General features: G+C 68.7%; 18 protein-coding genes. 4 read left to right on the top strand and 14 right to left on the bottom strand.

Translation table 11 applies throughout. The annotated features are described in order from the left end of the window. Positions 1-507 (top strand): dihydrofolate reductase, encoded by a 507-nt coding sequence (locus QN245_RS17285; protein ID WP_317845389.1) that lies wholly within the window; start codon positions 1-3, stop codon positions 505-507. A 119-nt stretch (positions 508-626) separates the two neighbouring features. Here the strand turns inward: QN245_RS17285 and QN245_RS17280 are convergent, their stop codons facing one another. The 10 genes from QN245_RS17280 to QN245_RS17235 all read right to left on the bottom strand — a co-directional run bounded on the left by QN245_RS17280 (position 627) and on the right by QN245_RS17235 (position 10990). Further along, positions 627-1547, bottom strand: a complete 921-nt coding sequence (locus QN245_RS17280; protein ID WP_425612881.1) for a symmetrical bis(5'-nucleosyl)-tetraphosphatase — start codon at positions 1545-1547, stop codon at positions 627-629. Beyond that, a complete protein-coding gene (gene apaG, locus QN245_RS17275) occupies positions 1547-1930 on the bottom strand; it encodes a Co2+/Mg2+ efflux protein ApaG (RefSeq protein WP_010340000.1) in 384 nt (127 codons plus the stop codon). The genes QN245_RS17280 and apaG overlap by 1 nt, the downstream gene beginning before the upstream one ends. Before the next feature lie 324 nt (positions 1931-2254). Beyond that, the gene (rsmA, locus tag QN245_RS17270) at positions 2255-3049 is read right to left on the bottom strand and encodes a 16S rRNA (adenine(1518)-N(6)/adenine(1519)-N(6))-dimethyltransferase RsmA (protein ID WP_184448327.1); all 795 of its coding nucleotides are present in this window, start codon (positions 3047-3049) and stop codon (positions 2255-2257) included. A gap of 126 nt (positions 3050-3175) precedes the next feature. Beyond that, positions 3176-4153: a 4-hydroxythreonine-4-phosphate dehydrogenase PdxA gene (gene pdxA, locus QN245_RS17265; RefSeq protein WP_160970575.1), complete on the bottom strand. Its 978-nt coding sequence runs from the start codon at positions 4151-4153 to the stop codon at positions 3176-3178. 3 nt (positions 4154-4156) lie between these two features. Further along, positions 4157-5518, bottom strand: a complete 1362-nt coding sequence (locus QN245_RS17260) for a peptidylprolyl isomerase (protein ID WP_317843747.1) — start codon at positions 5516-5518, stop codon at positions 4157-4159. Then, positions 5515-7866, bottom strand: coding sequence for an LPS-assembly protein LptD (gene lptD / locus QN245_RS17255; protein WP_184448324.1), 2352 nt, complete (start codon positions 7864-7866; stop codon positions 5515-5517). The genes QN245_RS17260 and lptD overlap by 4 nt, the downstream gene beginning before the upstream one ends. Positions 7867-8061: 195 nt before the next feature. Then, complete coding sequence (locus QN245_RS17250) at positions 8062-8886, bottom strand: hypothetical protein (RefSeq protein WP_255421666.1); 825 nt, start codon at positions 8884-8886, stop codon at positions 8062-8064. Positions 8887-8912: 26 nt separating this feature from the next. Then, positions 8913-9821 carry a histone deacetylase family protein gene (locus tag QN245_RS17245; protein WP_184448323.1) on the bottom strand — a complete coding sequence of 303 codons (909 nt, stop codon included), beginning with the start codon at positions 9819-9821 and terminating at the stop codon, positions 8913-8915. Between the two features lie 24 nt (positions 9822-9845). Further along, on the bottom strand, positions 9846-10400 hold the full coding sequence (locus QN245_RS17240) for a cob(I)yrinic acid a,c-diamide adenosyltransferase (protein ID WP_160970583.1): 555 nt from the start codon (positions 10398-10400) through the stop codon (positions 9846-9848). A gap of 5 nt (positions 10401-10405) precedes the next feature. After that, a complete protein-coding gene (locus QN245_RS17235) occupies positions 10406-10990 on the bottom strand; it encodes a hypothetical protein (RefSeq protein WP_317843746.1) in 585 nt (194 codons plus the stop codon). Positions 10991-11134: 144 nt separating this feature from the next. Between QN245_RS17235 and ubiH the strand changes: the two genes are divergently transcribed. The 3 genes from ubiH (at position 11135) to comJ (ending at position 14227) form a co-directional block, all read left to right on the top strand. Next, positions 11135-12349 carry a 2-octaprenyl-6-methoxyphenyl hydroxylase gene (gene ubiH / locus QN245_RS17230; protein WP_317843745.1) on the top strand — a complete coding sequence of 405 codons (1215 nt, stop codon included), beginning with the start codon at positions 11135-11137 and terminating at the stop codon, positions 12347-12349. Continuing rightward, positions 12346-13524 carry a UbiH/UbiF family hydroxylase gene (locus QN245_RS17225; RefSeq protein ID WP_184448321.1) on the top strand — a complete coding sequence of 393 codons (1179 nt, stop codon included), beginning with the start codon at positions 12346-12348 and terminating at the stop codon, positions 13522-13524. Before ubiH ends, QN245_RS17225 begins: the two co-directional genes overlap by 4 nt. 220 nt (positions 13525-13744) lie before the next feature. After that, complete coding sequence (gene comJ, locus QN245_RS17220) at positions 13745-14227, top strand: competence protein ComJ (RefSeq protein WP_317843744.1); 483 nt, start codon at positions 13745-13747, stop codon at positions 14225-14227. Between the two features lie 243 nt (positions 14228-14470). Here the strand turns inward: comJ and QN245_RS17215 are convergent, their stop codons facing one another. From QN245_RS17215 to QN245_RS17200, 4 genes are all read right to left on the bottom strand, one after another. Beyond that, a complete protein-coding gene (locus tag QN245_RS17215) occupies positions 14471-14791 on the bottom strand; it encodes an EF-hand domain-containing protein (protein WP_317843743.1) in 321 nt (106 codons plus the stop codon). Positions 14792-14977: 186 nt separating this feature from the next. After that, a complete protein-coding gene (locus QN245_RS17210) occupies positions 14978-15373 on the bottom strand; it encodes an EF-hand domain-containing protein (RefSeq protein WP_184644401.1) in 396 nt (131 codons plus the stop codon). Between the two features lie 47 nt (positions 15374-15420). After that, positions 15421-16143 (bottom strand): hypothetical protein, encoded by a 723-nt coding sequence (locus tag QN245_RS17205; protein ID WP_160970597.1) that lies wholly within the window; start codon positions 16141-16143, stop codon positions 15421-15423. 81 nt (positions 16144-16224) lie between these two features. Then, positions 16225-17124, bottom strand: a complete 900-nt coding sequence (locus tag QN245_RS17200) for an SMP-30/gluconolactonase/LRE family protein (RefSeq protein ID WP_317843742.1) — start codon at positions 17122-17124, stop codon at positions 16225-16227. Between the last annotated feature and the right edge of the window lie 105 nt (positions 17125-17229).

Below are 17229 nucleotides of genomic sequence, written 5' to 3'. Positions count from 1 at the left end.
CTGCGGCTCAGCCTGATCGCGGCGCTGGATCGCGCCAATGCGATCGGTCGCGACAACGATCTGCCGTGGCGCTTGCCGGACGATCTGAAGCGGTTCAAGGCGCTGACCCTGGGCAAGCCGGTGCTGATGGGGCGTAAGACCGCGCAGTCGCTGGGGCGAGCGCTGCCGGGGCGCCTGAACCTGGTGATGACGCGTTCGGGGCAGGTGCCGTTCGCGGACATGCAGGCGGTGGCGTCGCTGCAGGCGGCGATCGACGCCGCGCGCGAGGCCGGCGCCACGGAGCTGGCGGTGATCGGTGGCGGCGACATCTTCGCCCTGGCCCTGCCGTTGGCCGAGGTGCTGTACCTGACCCATGTCGACACTGTCGTCGATGGCGCTGATGCGCATTTCCCAACGTTCGATCCGGAGCAGTGGGAGGTGGTGGCGCGGCAAGCGCATCCGGCCGATGCGCGGCACGCGCTGGCCTTCGATTTCGTGGATTACCGGCGTCGGCCTGGCGCGGCGTAGGGATCCGCTGGCGGATGCCGGTGCTGTCGTAGGAGCGGCTTCAGCCGCGACGGGCGTTACCGAGAAAGCCCATCGCGGCTAAAGCCGCTCCTAAGACATTACACGTATCGCCTGAGACCTCACTCCTGCTCGGGCGCAGAGGCAGCGGGCGCCTGTTGTCCACGGTGCGGCGCGCTGCGCCGTCGCGGCGTGCTGCTGCGCGCCGCCGGCGGCGGCCCCTGCACCGGCCGGCCGGGGACCTGCACCACCTGCAGGTCCTCGCTGTCCAGGCGCAACGCGGTGAGCTTGCCGCCCCAGACCGCGCCGGTGTCGATCGCGTGCACGCCCTGGGTGATGGTCAGGCCCAGCGTCGACCAGTGCCCGCAGACGATCTTCAGGTCGCGCTCGACCCGTCCCGGCACTTCGAACCACGGGTACAGGCCCTGCGCCTGGGTGCCGGGGGTGCCCTTTTCCTCGATCGCGATGCGTCCGCGCGGGGTGCAGTAACGGGCGCGGGTGAACAGGTTGATGATCGCGCGCGAGCGGTCGTAGCCGGTCAGGCCCGGCGACCAGGCCGGGCGATCGCCGTACATGTTGCGGAACAGCTTGCGGTAGCCGTTGCCGTGCAGTTGCTGCTCGACCTCGCGCGCATGCTTCTCGGCCAGCGCGGTGGTCCACTTCGGCGCCAGGCCGGCGTGGATCATCATCCAGCCGAGTTGGCGGTCGGCGTGCAGCAGCTTCTGCATGCGCAGCCAGGTCAGCAGTTCGTCGCGGTCCTCGGCCAGCACGATGCGCTGCAGGTCCGGATTGACCTTGCGCTGTTCGTCCGGGCTGCGCTCGCCGATCGCCAGCAGCGACAGGTCGTGGTTGCCCAGCACCACCACGCTGTGTTCGCGCAGCGAGTGCACCAAACGCAGGGTCTCCAGCGACTGCCCGCCGCGGTTGACCAGGTCGCCGCAGAACCACAGCCGGTCCACCGCCGGATCGAAACGGATCTTCTCCAGCAACTGCTGGGTGATGTCGTAGCAACCCTGCAGGTCGCCGATGGCCCAGACCGCCATCAGTGCAGGGTCCGCGGCACGGACAGCACGAACGGCGCGATCGCGGCGATGAAATGGGTGCCGTCGTCGGCCTCCATGTCGTAGTGGCCGCGCATCGTGCCGTGCTCGGTTTCCAGCACCAGCCCGGAGGTGTAGCGGAAATCTTCGCCCGGGCGCAGCCGCGGCTGTTCGCCGACCACGCCGTCGCCGTCCACGCGTTCGATGCGGCCGTTGCCGTCGGTGATCTCCCAGTGCCGGGCGATCAGCCGCGCGGCGACGCGGCCGCGGTTGTGGATGCGGATCGTGTAGGCGAACGTATAGCGTCCGTCCTCCGGCGCCGATTGGTCGTCGAGGAATCGGGGCGACACTTCGACCTCGATCCGATAGGGGGCGTCGTCGTTCATCCCTACAGTTTAGAGCGTGTTTTGCCGTTTGAGGCAGATGCGTGAGCGGTTCGCGCTGCGAAGCGGGTGGCGCGCCGTGGCGGCCTTGTTCGCGGCCCGGGCGTGCCGCGATGGCCGGCGTCGTGCCACGGGCGGGCGGCCCGCGGGAACGCGGATCGTGACGTACAGGGTCTGCGTCGTGCGTCTTGCCATCAAAGGGGAACAGGCGGACTTGTGTCGTCGCCACGTCCAGGCCTGCGTTGGCCGGGCCGCTGCCGGCATGTGTGCCATCGCATCACGCTCGTGGGTGCGCCCCGCGAGCACGCGCGGGGCGGTGCAGGAGCGTCAGGCCAGGGGCAGGTTGGCCAGACGCACGAAGTCGGCGACCTCGAGCTGCTCGGCGCGCGCGTCCGGGCGCACGCCCGCGGCCTCGAACTGCGCGGCATCGCAGACGCCGTTCAAGGCGTTGCGCAGGGTCTTGCGGCGCTGGCCGAACGCGGCGCGGACCACGTCGGCGAAGCGTTTCGGATCGGCGATGCCCACCGTCTGCGGCGGTCGCGGCACCAGCCGCACCACCGCCGAATCCACCTTCGGCGGCGGCCGGAACGCGCCCGGTGGCACCACGAACAGCGAGGTCACCTCGCAGTACGCCTGCAACATCACGCTGAGCCGGCCGTAGACCTTGCTGCCGGGGTCGGCGGCCATGCGGTCGACCACTTCCTTCTGCAGCATGAAGTGCATGTCGGCGACCGCCGCGGCGTGGTCCAGCGCATGGAACAGGATCGGCGAGGAAATGTTGTAGGGCAGGTTGCCGACCAGGCGGATGCGCGCGCCCTCGGCCAGGGCGGTGAAATCCACCGACAACACGTCGCGGTTGAGGATGGTCAGTTCGCCGACGCCGGCCGCCGCCGCGGTCAGCGGCGCGATCAGGTCGCGGTCGAACTCGATCACGGTCAGCTGGCCGTGCCGGCGCAGCAGCGGGAACGTGATCGCGCCCTGGCCCGGGCCGATCTCGACCAGCCGGTCGCCCGGCTTGGGGTCGACCGCGCGCACGATGCTGTCGATGTAGTGGCGGTCGCTGAGGAAGTGTTGGCCGAGGGATTTCTTGGCCGGGGCGCCGAAGCCGGAGGAGGAAGTCATGGCGGGCATTTTATCGGCATGCGTGGGGCGGCGCGCGCTGCAGCGGCATAGGAGTGGTTTCAGCTGCGACCGGCATGACCGTGAGCCTGGTTGCGACAGCGCGCCGAGCGCGGCTCGGACCGGCAGCTAAGCCTGCGTGCGGCGCGCAGCCAGTTGCGCGCACAGCGCGGTGGCGGCGAACAGGCTGGATGGATCGGCCACGCCGCGGCCGGCGAGCTCCAGCGCGGTGCCGTGGTCGACCGCCACGCGCGGATAGGGCAGGCCGAGGGTCAGGTTCACCGCCTGCTCGAAGCCGCTGTACTTGAGAACCGGCAGGCCCTGGTCGTGGTACATCGCCAGCACCGCGTCCACGGTCGCCAGCTTCTGCGGCAGAAAAGCGGTATCGGCCGGCAACGGGCCGAGCAGGCGCATGCCTTCCGCGCGCAGGGCGTCCAGCACCGGCTGCATCACCTGGATCTCTTCAACGCCCAGATGGCCGTCCTCGCCGGCATGCGGGTTCAGCCCCAGCACGGCGATGGTCGGCGCGGCGATGCCGAACTCATGACGCAGCGCGGCCTCGGTGATGCGCAGGCTGCGTTCCAGCAGGGTCGGGGTGAGCGCATCGGCGACCGCGCGCAGCGGCAGGTGGGTGGTGACCAGGGCCACCCGCACGATGGCGTTGGCCAGCATCATCACCACCTCGCGGCCGGCGTGTTGGGCCAGCAGTTCGGTGGTGCCGGTGTAGGCGATGCCGCCGGCGTTGATCGCGGCCTTGTGCACCGGACCGGTCACCATGCCGGCCAGTTCGCCGCTCAGGCAGGCGTCGGCGGCCTGGGTCAGTGCAGCGATCACTGCGCTGGCATTGGCCGGCTCGGTTGCGCCGAAGCGGCTGGGCACGGCATTGGCGACCGTGCGCAGGCGCAGGTCGCCAGGGGCGAGGGCGGGGCTGGATTCGGGCAGCAGCTGCAGCGGCAGCGACAGCGCCGCGGCGGCGGCGCGCAAGGTCTCGGGATCGGCGAAGGCCAGGAGCTGGCAATCGTGGCGCGGCTGTTGCGCCAGCCGCACGCACAGCTCCGGGCCGATCCCGCCCGGCTCGCCCGGCACCAGCGCGAGCGAGGGGCGCATGGGTCAGGGCTTGGCGGCGGGCGCCGGCGCGGGCGTGGTCGCCGGCGCGGTGGCCGCGTCGGTGTTGCCCACGCGCAGGTCGACGTAGGCTTCGCCGCGCATTTCCTGCAGGAAGCGGTTGTATTCCTCTTCCAGCTTGCGGCGGCCGATGGTCTCGCGGACCTGGGCACGCTGGGTGTCGCTGGTCACGTCGGTCTGACGCTCGCCGACGCGCTGCACGATGTGCCAGCCGGCCTCGGTGCGGAACGGCTGCGACACCTGGCCGTCCTGCAGGCTCGCGACCTGGTGGCCGAAGTCCGGGCCGAACGCGTCGACCGGGAACCAGCCCAGATCGCCGCCCTGGCTGCGACTGTTGGTGTCTTCCGACGCTTCCTTGGCCACGGCCTGGAAGTCGGCGCCGCCGGCGATGCGGGCACGCAGGGTCTCGACCTTGGCCTTGGCGGCCGCGTCGGGCTGCGCATCGTTGACCCGGATCAGGATGTGGCGGGCGTGGTACTCGGTGACCGTCTTCTTTTCCGGGTTGGCCGAGGCGTCGCGCACTTCGACCAGCTTCAGCAGCTGGAAGCCGCTGGGGCCGCGCAGCGGGCCGGCGACCTGGCCCGGCTTCATGTCGCGGATCATCTGCGCGAACGCGTTGGGAATCTCGTCCAGGCTGCGCCAGCCCAGGTCGCCGCCTTCCAGCGCGTTGGGGCTGTCGGAGTAGCGCACCGCCGCGGCGTTGAAGTCGATCTCGCCCTTGTCGATCAGGGTCTTGACCCCGTCGATCTTGCCCTGGGCGGTCTTGATCTGCTCGGCGGTGGCGCCTTCCGGCAGGCCGACCAGGATGTGCGCCAGGTGGTACTGGGTGCCGGTGGTGGCCTGCTGCGCCAGCGCCGCGTCCACTTCGCTCTCGCTCACGTTGATGCGGCTCTGCGCGAAGCTCTGGCGCAGACGCTGCACGGTGATTTCGTCGCGCACCGAGTTGCGGAAGTCGGTGTACGACATACCGTCGGCAGCCAGCTTCTTGCGCAGGCCGTCCACGTCGGTGCCGTTCTGCTGGGCGATGCTGGCGATGGCACGGTTCAGCTCGTCGTCGCCGACACGGATGCCGGTGCTGTTGGCACGCGCGACCTGCAGCTTGACCAGCACCAGGCGCTCGAGCACCTGCCGCTGCAGCACGTTATCCGGCGGCAGCTGCGCCTCGCGGCCGACATACTGCGCCTTGACGTTGCGCACGGCACGATCCAGCTCGCTCTGCAGGACGACATCCTCGTCGACCACCGCGGCGATGCGGTCCAGCGGTTGGGTTTGTTGCGCGGCGGCCGGAGCGGACACGCCGGCGATCGCCAGCAGAGCGGCGAGGAAAGCAGAAAGGGTCTTGGTCATGGAATCTGGTTCGGATCGTAAGCGTCCGGATCGGTCGTGGTGTTGCTGGGCGGGACCAAGTACAGGTCGTCGCGGTTGTAGCCGAGGATAGCACGGCGCAGAACGCGGTCCGTGTCCTGGCCCAGGGACGACAGGCCCTTGAGCACGAACTCGATCTGGAACGCGGTATCCAACGCGCCGGTGCGGTTGCGCACATAGCGCCGCGCCAGCGCTCGCACCGCCAGACAGCAGCTGTCCCACTGCACGCCGAGGATGCTTTCCAGCGGCTTCTTGTCCATCAGCGAGTAGTAATGCCGGCCCACCACGCTCCAGGTCGGATTGATCGGGTACAGGAACGACACATCGGCCTGTTCCAGCAGGTCGCGGCGGAAGCGGTAGCTGAAGTTGACGATGCCGTCGCCCGGCAGCAGGTAGCGGGTGCGGAAGCTGGCCAGGTCCTTGCGGCGGTACTTGGGATCCCACTGGTAGGTTGCGCCCATGGTCCAGCGGTCGTTGAGCATGTAGTTGGCGTCAGCGATCCAGGCCGACTTGCCCTGCTCGATGCTGGTGTTGCTGTTGGGCAGGCTGACCCGCGAATCGCTGAAATACAGGATCTGGCCGAGGCTGACGGAGAGCTTCTCCTTGCCGTCGTCCTGGCGCAGCAGGCGCGAGCTCAGCGCCATGGTCAGCTGGTTGGCGTCGTTCTGGCGGTCGGCGCCGGTGTAGCGCGAATCGCGGAACAACTGGCCCCAGCTGAAGGTGAACTCGCGGGTGTCGAAGATCGGCAGGTCGTTCTGGTCGCGGTACGGCGTGTACAGGTAGAACAGCCGCGGTTCCAAGGTCTGCAGATAATTGGTGTTGCCCCACTTGGTATCGCGGTCGAAGTACAGGCCCGCATCGACCGTGGCGATCGGCAGGCTGCGCGAGGGCGTGGTGTCGCCGCCGAGCGTGGCCGCCAGGTCCTTGTCCAACTGATAGGCGGTGTAGCGCCAGGCCAGGGTCGGCTTGAGGAACCAGGCGGCGCCGGCCAGTGGCATCGAAATGTAGGGCTTGAGGTCCAGGCGGGAGCCGCCGGGCTTCTCGATGACATTGCCGGTACGTTCATAAGTACCGTCCGTGGTCTTCTCATGGATGTCGTCGTGCACGAAGCGCACTGCCTCGCTGTACAGGCCGGCTTCGAAATAGTTGCCGAACGATTGGTCCCAATTGAAGAAGGCGCGCGGCTGGCGGTTGTACGGCAGCGCGTCCTCGGTCAGGGTGTAGTCGGTCAGTTGCCAGCGGTCGGCCATCAGGCCTGCGGTCCAGGTGTCGCCGGTGCCGTAGATGCCGATCTGGCTCTGGATGTTGGATACCGCATTGCCGAGCAGGCGGTTGGAGAAGTCCTCCGTGTAGCGCTCGTCACTGACCCAGGCCAGCGAGGCGCGCGCCTGCCACTGCGAATTGATGTTGTGGTAGCCCTGGTAGCCGAAACGGCCGCGATCCTTGTCGCGCAGCTTGTCGTCGGGCAGGTAGGCAGCCTGCAGTTCGCCCTTGCCGCCGTCGTAGAGATAGCGGAATTCGCTGCCCAGCATCAGGCCACGCCGGGCCATGAAGCGCGGATACAGGGTGGCGTCGTAATTCGGCGCCAGATTCAGGTAGTACGGTTGCAGGTAGTCGAAGCCGTTGCGGCTGGACATGCCGATCGCCGGGAACAGGAAGCCGCTGGTGCGGCGATCGTCGATCGGGAACTTGAACCAGGGCGCGTACAGGATCGGGAAGTTGTAGATCTTCAGGATCGCGTTGCGCGCGGTGCCGAAGCCTTCGTCGTTGTCGACGTCGATCTCAGGCGCGTGAAGCTCCCACACCCGCTGCGAGGGGTCGCAGGTGGTGTAGGTGGAGCGGTGCATCTGTCCCAGCGCGCCCTGCAGGTCGACCGAGTCGGCCTTGCCGTTGCCGCGGCGGGCCAGCAGCTGGTAACGGATGTTGGTGATCTTGTGGGTATCGGTGTCCTGATTGCCCTCGGCGCGGTCGGCGATCATGCGGATCGACGAATCCTGGTAGCGCACGTGGCCCTCGGCGATGTAGTTGCCGGTCTCGGTGTCCACCCGCAGGCTGTCGGTGCCCATGAACTGGTCGCCGCGCTTGAGCGCGACGTTACCGGTGTAGTTCGGGATGGTGGTGGTGCCCGACAGCTGGTCGCCTTCGATATTGGTCGGCTGCTGGTCGCGGTTCTGCGCGAGCTTGGGGTCCGGCTGCTGCGCGTCGTCGAACTTGGGCAGGACGTCCGGGGTTGGGCACAGGCCCCAGTTCGGCGGCTTTTCAGCCGCCACGGCCGGCAGGCACAGGGCGATGCTGAATGGCAACGGCAGTAGGCGAAGAACTCGATGCACGCGCAGTATCTTGTTAGAAGCAGCAACTAGCTTGCAGCATCATGCCCATAGGAGCAATAAGTTGTTCGTGAAGAATGGCGCCCAGCCCGCCATGCCTGAACAGAGTCGAAGGAGTGGCGGACTGGGAGTCATTTTTAGCATCGAATGCCAAGATGCTATGTAGGGCTTAGAGGTTGCCTTGCCGGCTTGTCACAGCTATCGGTGCCAAAGAACTCCTTGGCTACCTTCGACTCTGGCAATGACATTTAGAGCTCCATTTGATGCTAAGGCCAGATAAGCGTCTTTTCGTCCGCTTGTGTTCGTATTCCAAATTGCATTTCCTGCAGCATTATAAATGACGAAGTTTCCGTCACCCTGCATGACGGCAGATTCTCCGGAGCCACCAGTTCCGGATTGCCAAGTCAGTGCGCCATTGGTATAGACTTCTAAATTTCCAGTTGTGCTGAAATCGAGTCTGGCTGCTCCATTGGAGGTAGAGAAGCTGCTGCCTTTGGAAAAGGTTGTGCCCATAGGAAATGCTATGCCTTCATAGCCGTTAATGTATTTTCCGTCAGCTTTCCATGCTTGACTCATTGCATAAACAACTAAATTTCCATCATCCTGTACAGCGAGGTAAGCCTCTCCACCGGCTAGTCCGCGGACTGATGAAGTTTGGCAGCTCTTGAAGAGTTTGTTGACATAGCTGCCGTTTTTACCCATGCCGAAGCATTGAGTCCATTTTTTGCCGTATTGAGGGGTGTCTTGCAGAAAAGAAACCGTGTCGCCGAATGATGTGCCACTGTCTCCCTTGGCAATCCAGACTCTTGAATTGTTACTATTCTGGTAAAGTCCTAGCGAGCCGTCTGAATTGAATCTTAGCGAGTAAGTTCCGGATGGGGAATTGATTGTCTCTTCTGGGACCATTACTTTCCCTTGATTAAGCTGGCCGGGGAAAATCGGTCGTATAAGCGGCACGCTCGCTGACTGAGCATTGGCTGCAAAAGCGGATGCAATTGCAAATGCTCCGAAAATAAATTTCATGGTTCTCATCGTTTTTCCTTCAACGTTTAAGAGATTAATGATCTGACATGAGCCACGCTGCATTCTGCAAGCGCGCCCAAATTGTAGCCGCCTTCCAGGAGCGACACTATCCGGCCACGGGCATGCCGCTGTGCCACTGCGCGCAATTCTGCTGTGAGCCAGGCGAAGTCTTCGGTCTCCAGCATCAGATCGGCCAGCGGGTCATGCATGTGCGCGTCGAAGCCGGCCGAGATCAGCAGCAGCTGCGGCTTGAACGCGTCCAGCAGCGGCAGCATCTGGTCGGCCCAGGTGTTGCGGAAGCGGAAGCCGCCGCTGCCCGGCGGCAGCAGTGCGTTGTGCAGGTTGCCGACGCCGCGGTCGTGGACCCCGCCGGTGTGCGGGAACAGCCCGGACTGGTGGGTGCTGAGGTACTGCACCTTCGGCTCGCGCTCGAAGATCGCCTGGGTGCCGTTGCCGTGATGCACGTCGAAATCGACGATGGCGATCCGCTCCAGGCCGTGCGCGTCGCGGGCGTGGGCGGCGGCCACGGCCACGTTGTTGAACAGGCAGAAGCCCATCGCGGTGTCGGCGGTGGCGTGGTGGCCGGGCGGGCGCACCGCGCAGAACGCGGTGTCGCTGGCGCCGTGCATCACCGCGTCCACCGCGGCGACGCCGGCACCGGCGGCGCGCAGTGCGGCGGCGCGCGAACCGGGCGAGATCACCGTGTCCACGTCGAGCATCTGCGGGCCGTCGAGGTCGGCCAGGACGCGATCGATCAGGTCGCGCTCATGCACCCGGGCCAGGTCGCCGAGCTTGGCCAGCGGCGCTTCGCGCCATTCCAGCGCGGGAAACGCCTCGCGCAGTGCGGTCGTCACCGCGTCCAGGCGCTCCGGCCGTTCCGGGTGCTCGGGTCCCGGCGCGTGACCCAGGCAGGCAGGATGGGTGTAGATCAGCATGCGCGGCCGCGGCCCGGGCGTCGCTCAGGCCTGGCGCCGGTCGTGGCGCCACAGCACTTCGCCGTGGCCGTCGGCCCGCGCCAGCACCCGCGCCAGCACGAACAGCAGGTCGGAGAGCCGGTTGAGGTAGCGCACCGCTTCCGGGCGCACCGCGTCCTGGCGCGACAGCGCCACCGTCTCGCGCTCGGCGCGGCGCACGATGGTGCGGGCCAGGTGGCAGCGCGCCGCGGCCTCGCCGCCGGCGGGCAGGATGAAGTCCTGCAGCGGCGGCAGGGCGTCGTTATAGCGGTCCAGGTGCCGTTCCAGCGCGTCGATGTCGGCGGCATGGATCGCGGCGTGGCCGGGGATGCACAGCTCGCCGCCGAGGTCGAACAGCTGGTGCTGGATCGCGGTCAGCAGCTGCCGCACGTCCTCGGCCAGCGCGCAGGCCAGGACCACGCCGATCGCCGAGTTGGCCTCGTCCACGGTGCCGTAGGCGGCGACCCGCGCCGAGTCCTTGCCGACCCGGTTGCCGTCGCCCAGGCCGGTGCTGCCGTCGTCGCCGGTGCGGGTATAGATCTTGGAGAGGCGGTTGCCCATCCCGGTCAGTGACCGACCGGCTGGCCGCGCTGGCCCAGTCGCGCCAGCTGCTCGACGCCGACCTGGATCGCCGCGGCCAGCGCCACGTACAGGCTGGCGCTGCCCAGGTACGGCAACAGCCAGTCGCTGTAGTTCTGCCACCAGCCGGCCAGGGTCGGGTTCGGCACGCTGCGGCTGACCCAGTAGAAGCTGCCCTGCGCCAGCAGGTGGCACAGCGCCACCGCGACCAGCAGGCTGGCGGCGGCCAAGCCCAGCGCGCGCCAGTCGGCGCCGCGATAGCGCCGCGCCAGCCACGCGCCGCCGGCCCACAGCACGAAGTAGGCCGGGATCAGGCACCAGTAGGCCGGCGACACGCAGTAGTGCTGCCAGAAATCCAGGCCCTGGCCGCGGATGACCAGGTAGTCGACCAGCACCGCCAGCGCCATCAGCAGCGGGAAGGCCCAGCGGGTCCAGCTGCGCAGGTAGAAGCCGCCGACGAAGAACACCGCCCACGACGCGTCCGGGATCGCCCCGAAGTGGTTGATACGGGTCGCGGCCAGCAGTGCGGTCAACAGCAGCAGGGCGGGGAGGCGGTGGGCGGAAGGCGTCATGGCGGCGGGCACCGGTGCACGTAAGACCCGGGATTCTACTGGAAGCGTGGCGCGCGCGAGTGCCGCGCGCCGGGGCGGCCTGTGCGGCGCAAGCCGGGCGTTGGCGCTCACCGGGCAGACGGGTGCGGGTCGTATCATGGCCGGATGAGCAAACGACATGACGTAGTGATCGTCGGCGGCGGCCTGGTCGGCGCCAGCCTGGCCATCGCCCTGGACCGGCTGGGGATCGACGTGGGCCTGATCGAGGCCGCCCCGCCGGGCGCGTTGCCGCCGGTGTTCGACCAGCGCAACCTCAGCTTCGCCGCCGCCACGGTCAACGCGCTGAGCGCGCTCGGCGTGATGCAGCGGTTGCGCGCGCCGACCGGGCCGATCCGCCGCATCCACGTCAGCCGCGCCGGCGATTTCGGCCGCGTGCGGCTGGAAGCCGCCGACTACGGGCGCGAGGCCTTCGGCCAGGTGGTGGTGGCGCGCGACTTCGGCGAGGCGCTGGAGGCCAGCCTGGCGGCGACGGTGCGGCTGACCCGCTACCGCCCGGCGCAGTTCGTGGCGCTGGAGGCCGACGCCGAGGACGGCGTGCGCCGCCTGCGCATCGTGCGCGACGGCAGCGAGGAGGTCCTGCACACGCGTCTGCTGGTCGGTGCGGACGGCAGCGCCAGCGCGGTGCGCGAGGCCTTGGGCATCGGCGCAACGCGACACGATTTCCAGCAGACCCTGTTCGTGGCGCGGGTACGCGGCAGCCGCCAGCCCGACGGCACCGCCTACGAGCGCTTCCGCGACGACGGCCCGACCGCGCTGCTGCCGCGCGGCGACCGCCATTACGGCGCGATCCACGCGGTCGCCGCCGAGGACGCCGCGGCGGTGGCCGCGCTGGACGAGGGCGCCTGGCTGCAGCGGCTGCAGGACGCGCTGGGTTGGCGCGTCGGCCGCCTGCTGGGCAGCGGCGAGCGCAGCGCCTACCCGATCGTGCAGGTGCTGGCCGAGCGGCTGACCGACGCGCGCGCGGTGCTGCTGGGCAATGCCGCGCAAACCTTGCACCCGCTGGGCGCGCAGGGCTTCAACCTGGGCCTGCGCGATGCGTTGACCCTGGCCGAGCTGATCGAGCGCGACGGCACCGATCCGGGCGCGCCGGCGCTGCTGCAGCAGTACGCGCAGCGCCGCGAGCAGGATCGCCAGCGCACGGTGACGTTCTCCGGCGGGTTGGCGCGCTTGACCGCCAATCCCACACCGCTGCTGCGCCCGCTGCGTAGCCTGGGCCTGTTGGCGGCGGCGCAGGCCGCGCCGCTGCAGTCGTTCCTGGTCGGCGGCGCGATGGGCTTCCGCGGCGACGTGCCGCAACTGTGCCGGGAGGCGCGCGCATGAGCCGGCGCGGCGTGCTGGATGTGGTGGTGGTCGGCGGCGGCGTGGTCGGCGCGGCCTGCGCGCTGGCCCTGGCTGCGGAAGGCCTGGCGGTGGCCCTGGTCGAGGGCCGCGAGCCGCCACGCTGGTCGGCGGACACGCCGGACCTGCGCGTGTACGCCTTCGCCCCCGACAACGCGGCCCTGTTGCAGGGCCTGGGCGTGTGGCCGCAGGTGTTGGCGCAGCGCGCCAGCGCGTACCGGCGCATGCGCGTGTGGGATGCCGGCGGCGGTGGCGAGCTGGCCTTCGACGCCGACACCCTGGGCCGCGACCAGCTCGGCTGGATCGTCGAACACACTCTATTGGTCGAACAGCTGTGGGCGGCGTTGCCGGCGGCCGGCGTGCAGGTGCATTGCCCGGCGCGCGTGGAGGCGCTGGAGCCTTCGGCCGAGCGCGCGCGACTGCGCCTGGACGACGGCAGCCGCCTGGACGCGCGCTTGGCGATCGCCGCCGACGGCGCCGATTCCACGCTGCGCGGGCTGGCCGGACTGGACGCGCCGGCGCACGACTACGGCCAGCGCGGCGTGGTCGCCTTCGTGCAGACCGAACAGCCGCACCAGGACACCGCCTGGCAGCGTTTCCTGCCGGGCGGGCCGCTGGCGTTCCTGCCGTTCGCCGATGGCCGCAGTTCGATCGTGTGGACCCTGCCCGAGGCCGAGGCGGCGCGGGTGCTGGCACTGGACGACGCGGCGTTCGGCGCCGAACTGACCCAGGCCTTCGGCGCCCGCCTGGGCGCGGTGCGCGCGCTGTCGCCGCGACTGGGCTTCCCGCTGCGCCGGCAATTGGTGGAGGCCTACCAGCGCGGCCGCCTGCTGGTGCTGGGCGATGCCGCGCACGTGGTGCATCCGCTGGCCGGGCAGGGCGTCAATCTGGGCCTGCGCGACGTCGCCGCGCTGGCGGCGTTGGTGCGGCAGGCGCAGGCGCAGCGGGTCGACTGGGCGGCGCCGCAGCGGCTGGCGCGCTGGGCGCGCGGTCGCCGCAGCGACAACACTGTCGCCGCCTATGGTTTCGATGCGATCAATCGCCTGTTCTCCAACGACGATCTGCACCTGACCCTGCTGCGCGGCCCGTTGCTGGGCCTGGCCGGCAAGCTGCCGTTGTTGATGCACGGTTTCTGGAAGCGCGCTTCCGGCGTGTAAGCGCACGCTCCGGCCGGATGCGGCGGCCGCAGGATCCGACCACGCGCCGAGCGGCGCCCGTACCCTCATCCGCCCCTTCGGGGCACCTTCTCCCGGAGGCAGAAGGAAGAGCCAGCTTCGGCTGGTTGCTTGAGCCCCTCTCCCCTCGGGAGAGGGGTTGGGGTGAGGGTAGGGCGCGAAGCGCAGCACGCAGGCCGCGTCCCTGCCATGGAGGATGACGATGCAAGACGCGACACAGACCGTGGATCTGCTGATTTCCCACAGCCAGGTGCAACTGCGCGCCCGCGACTTCGACGAGGCCGCCTGCCGCTGGGGGCCGCACAACCTGGAGCAGGGAGCGATCCTGCACCGCGACTACGTGGTGTTCGACCCGCTGCCCGAGGACGCGTTCGGCGCGCAGGTGCACCTGGTGCTGGCCACGGCGTTCGCGCCCGACCCACGCGCGCAGCGGCGCATGCAGGTGCCGTTCCGTGTGAATCCGGACGTGCGGGTGCAGGTGGCGTCTGCCGCCGAGGCCTTCGATGTGACACTGGCGCTGCAGCCCGGCGACTACGCGCTGTACTACGAGGTCTGCGAAGGCGATGACGAAGTGTATTACCGATTCACCCTGGTGCCGGCGACGCAGCCGGTGTCGGCGTGCTATCTGCTGGACGACCCGTGGGGTGGGGCGCAGGATGCGCCGCTGCAGGAAGGGACGCTGTAGCGGTCGTCAGCGCGGCGGGCGAGGCAGGACGGCCAGGCTGGGGTGAGGCGCGCGGCGCGGCGATCGACGCAGTGGCGATGGCGGCGGCAGCTGCAGTGAATGGTTTGCGCGACCCTTCGACCATCGCGTGACGGATGTCTGCGGCGTTGCCGCTTCAGAAAACAGTCGCGCCGCATGCGGCGGGAAGGCCGCAGGCGGCGCGTGTGGTGGAAAGGATGCGGGTCGTGCGACGCGTGGGTCGCGTCACGTCGACATCCAGCCTTGCAGGTCGGCCTTGCTCAGGCGGCCGTGGTGATGCACGTCGACGGCGTCGAACTCGGCGTACAGCGTGGGATCGGCCTTGGCCTCGGCGCGGCTGATGTAGCCGTCATGGTTGCTGTCGAGCTTGGCGAAGTCGATGTGGTAGTCGCCGACGATCGAGTTTGGTTCGACCGAGGTGACATTGATGATCTGGCCGTTCTGGTGCAGGGTCACTTCGTCCGGCGCCGACTGCGCCATGGCCAGCGCCGGCGCGGCAAGCAGCGCAAACGCGAACGGGACGAGACGAGGAACGATGCGGTTCATGGCACGACTCCTGTTGCTGGGAAGGAGTCAAGAACATAGGCCTGGCCGAATTAATCGACACTAAAAAAATCGGGCATTCGCGCGCGCGCGCCGGCGCTGTTTAGCAAGCGTTTCCAATGCGCCCGCAAGGCGACCGGCGGTGCGCCGGCGCCCGCCATGGTGGCGCCGGACGCATGCCGTTTACCGCTACAGCCAGCCGGCCAGTTGCGCGCGGCTGAGGCGGCCGCTGTGGGTGGTGTCCAAGGCATCGAACTCGTCGGCCAGCGACGGGTTGGCCTGCGCTTCGCTGCGGCTGATGTAGCCGTCGTGGTCGGCGTCCAGCGCCTCGAAGTCGATGCGGTAGCTGCCGGCGACGCGGTCGGGCTGGATGCTGCGCACGGTGACCTGCGCTTCGCCGGGCGTCGTTGGCAACTGCACCTGGTGGGTCACCACGCCGTTGCTGAGCGGCTGCGCGCGCACGTTGACCGGCGCATCGCGCAGCGGCTCGGTGGTGGCGCTGGAGGTGGCGGTGAGGTTCTGCGCCGCGGCTGGTGCGGCGCAGGCGCACAGACAGCAGAGCAGGGCGAGGGAACGGCAGGACATGGACACGACGAAACTCCGGGACGGCGATGGAATGGCGGCCCCGGCGCTCAGCCGGGGATGAACGGGAACGCGAGCTTCAACAGGCCCTTCAGCCCGCCCTCGGCGGTGCTGGCGACGGCCTTGGCGCCGAGGCTGTTGAGCGCGCGGCGCACATCCTCCCAGCGTAGCTTGCTCACGTCCTTCTTCAACAGGTCGGCGACCTCTTCGGCGGCCGGCGCGAGCTTCTGCAACTCCTGGGTGATCTTCTCCGGGTCCGGCTGCAGGTAGCCCCAGCGCTCGGCGATCTTCAGCAGCGTGTCGAAGCGCACCGCCATCACGTCGCGGTTGCGCTCGTACACGGGCATGGCGCCGACGTCGACGATGGCCTGTTCGAAGCGCTGCTGGTCGTCGGGGTGTTCGATGCGGATCGCCAGGAAGCCGTCCTTCTTGCTGCGCTCGCTGACGTGCTTGGCCCCGGCGCGCAGGTTGTCCTCGGTGAGCACCGTGGCGACGATGCGCTCAAGCGCCGCCTCGCCCTCTTCCGGCACCAGCGCGCGCCAACGCGCATAGCCGTCGCGGCGCAGGCCCTTGACCTTGGCCGGTGTCACCCGCAGGCGCATCGCCACCGCGTTGTTGGAATCGCTGCGCGAGATCGCGCCGTCGCGTTCCAGCAACACGAAGATCAGCAGCTCCAGGTCGCGCTTGGTCAGCGACTGGAAGCCCTGCAGCAGGGTCAGGCGCAGGAATTCGTCGGCGAAGCCGGCCGGGTTGTTCAGTTCGATCGGCTGCATGTGCGCGGCCCTCCAGTCAGTGCAGCCAGGATGCCAGGTGGCCATTGCGCGGGCTGAGACGCCGCTGCGATACGCATCCCATCAGCGTCCGTACTCGCGTCCGGGGCGGTCGCTGCGGAAGGTCTCGATCGCGCCGCGGTCCTGCAGGGTCACGTCGACATCGCGTCCGTCGGCGCCGCCGAAGGCCAGGTTGGTGGGCTTGCGGCCCTTGGTCGCGACCTCGTGCAGCAGCGTGCCGTCCGGCGCCAGCACGATCACCTTGCCGGCGTCGTAGCGGGCCACGTACAGGTTGCCGTCGACGTCGCAGCGCATGCCGTCCAGGCCGGCGTCGGCGAAGCTGGCGAACAGCCGCTTGTTGGACACGGCACCGTCGGCGGCACGGTCGTAGACCCAGATCCGCCGCTGCACGCTCTCGTTGACGTACAGGCGCTTGCCGTCGGGGCTGACCTCGATGCCGTTGGTGGTGCCCATGCCGGTCTCGATCAGATGCGCGCTGCGGTCGCGGTCGATGCGCCACAGCTGGCCGCCGTTGTGCTTCCAGTCCGGGTCGCTGGCGTACAGGGTGCCGTCCGGCGCCATTGCGATGTCGTTGGGCTGGAACGCGCCCGGCAGCGCGGCGTAGACCTCGATGCGCTTGCTGCGCAGGGCGATGCGCAGAATGCGATGTTTACCGTAGTCAGCCACATACATGCGCCCGCGGCGGTCGAAGCGGATGCCGTTGCCGATGCTGCCGTCAGGCAGATCCACGAACAAGGTGGCTTGCGCACGGCCCTCGGCATCGTGCTGGACCCGGCCGATGCTGCCGTCGTGGGCGAAGTTGACCACGTACAGCGCACCATCGGGGCCGGTCGCAGGACCTTCGATCTTGTCGGTGAACACGCCGTCGCCGACCAGGTCGCGGGCCTGGAACAGGTGCTCCTGCGCGCCGGCCGGGGCAGCCAGCAGCAGGGCGAGGGCGGCGAGCAGTGGGCGGCAGCGCATCGGCGTCTCCGGGAAAAGCGGAGGCGGCAGTGTGCCAGAGGCCATGGCGCATCGCGCGATGTGGCTCACAGTGCCGATGCGGCGCATGCGGGTAGGGTGCAGAGA

Origin of the sequence: Xanthomonas rydalmerensis (assembly GCF_033170385.1) — a bacterium.
In the GTDB taxonomy this organism is placed as follows: Bacteria; Pseudomonadota; Gammaproteobacteria; order Xanthomonadales; family Xanthomonadaceae; genus Xanthomonas_A; species Xanthomonas_A rydalmerensis.
This window is presented reverse-complemented; position numbering and strand designations above follow the sequence as displayed.

What these genes read in the sequence shown, in the direction of transcription:
- pdxA (WP_160970575.1), bottom strand. Translation starts at nt 4,153, where the DNA reads ATGCGCCCCTCGCTCGCGCTGGTGCCGGGCGAGCCGGGCGGGATCGGC.
- QN245_RS17225 (WP_184448321.1), top strand. Translation starts at nt 12,346, where the DNA reads ATGAGCCGGCGCGGCGTGCTGGATGTGGTGGTGGTCGGCGGCGGCGTG.
- QN245_RS17210 (WP_184644401.1), bottom strand. Translation starts at nt 15,373, where the DNA reads ATGTCCTGCCGTTCCCTCGCCCTGCTCTGCTGTCTGTGCGCCTGCGCC.
- apaG (WP_010340000.1), bottom strand. Translation starts at nt 1,930, where the DNA reads ATGAACGACGACGCCCCCTATCGGATCGAGGTCGAAGTGTCGCCCCGA.
- comJ (WP_317843744.1), top strand. Translation starts at nt 13,745, where the DNA reads ATGCAAGACGCGACACAGACCGTGGATCTGCTGATTTCCCACAGCCAG.
- QN245_RS17235 (WP_317843746.1), bottom strand. Translation starts at nt 10,990, where the DNA reads ATGACGCCTTCCGCCCACCGCCTCCCCGCCCTGCTGCTGTTGACCGCA.
- QN245_RS17205 (WP_160970597.1), bottom strand. Translation starts at nt 16,143, where the DNA reads ATGCAGCCGATCGAACTGAACAACCCGGCCGGCTTCGCCGACGAATTC.
- QN245_RS17245 (WP_184448323.1), bottom strand. Translation starts at nt 9,821, where the DNA reads ATGCTGATCTACACCCATCCTGCCTGCCTGGGTCACGCGCCGGGACCC.
- QN245_RS17200 (WP_317843742.1), bottom strand. Translation starts at nt 17,124, where the DNA reads ATGCGCTGCCGCCCACTGCTCGCCGCCCTCGCCCTGCTGCTGGCTGCC.
- QN245_RS17250 (WP_255421666.1), bottom strand. Translation starts at nt 8,886, where the DNA reads ATGAAATTTATTTTCGGAGCATTTGCAATTGCATCCGCTTTTGCAGCC.
- ubiH (WP_317843745.1), top strand. Translation starts at nt 11,135, where the DNA reads ATGAGCAAACGACATGACGTAGTGATCGTCGGCGGCGGCCTGGTCGGC.
- QN245_RS17215 (WP_317843743.1), bottom strand. Translation starts at nt 14,791, where the DNA reads ATGAACCGCATCGTTCCTCGTCTCGTCCCGTTCGCGTTTGCGCTGCTT.
- QN245_RS17280 (WP_425612881.1), bottom strand. Translation starts at nt 1,547, where the DNA reads ATGGCGGTCTGGGCCATCGGCGACCTGCAGGGTTGCTACGACATCACC.
- QN245_RS17260 (WP_317843747.1), bottom strand. Translation starts at nt 5,518, where the DNA reads ATGACCAAGACCCTTTCTGCTTTCCTCGCCGCTCTGCTGGCGATCGCC.
- rsmA (WP_184448327.1), bottom strand. Translation starts at nt 3,049, where the DNA reads ATGACTTCCTCCTCCGGCTTCGGCGCCCCGGCCAAGAAATCCCTCGGC.
- QN245_RS17240 (WP_160970583.1), bottom strand. Translation starts at nt 10,400, where the DNA reads ATGGGCAACCGCCTCTCCAAGATCTATACCCGCACCGGCGACGACGGC.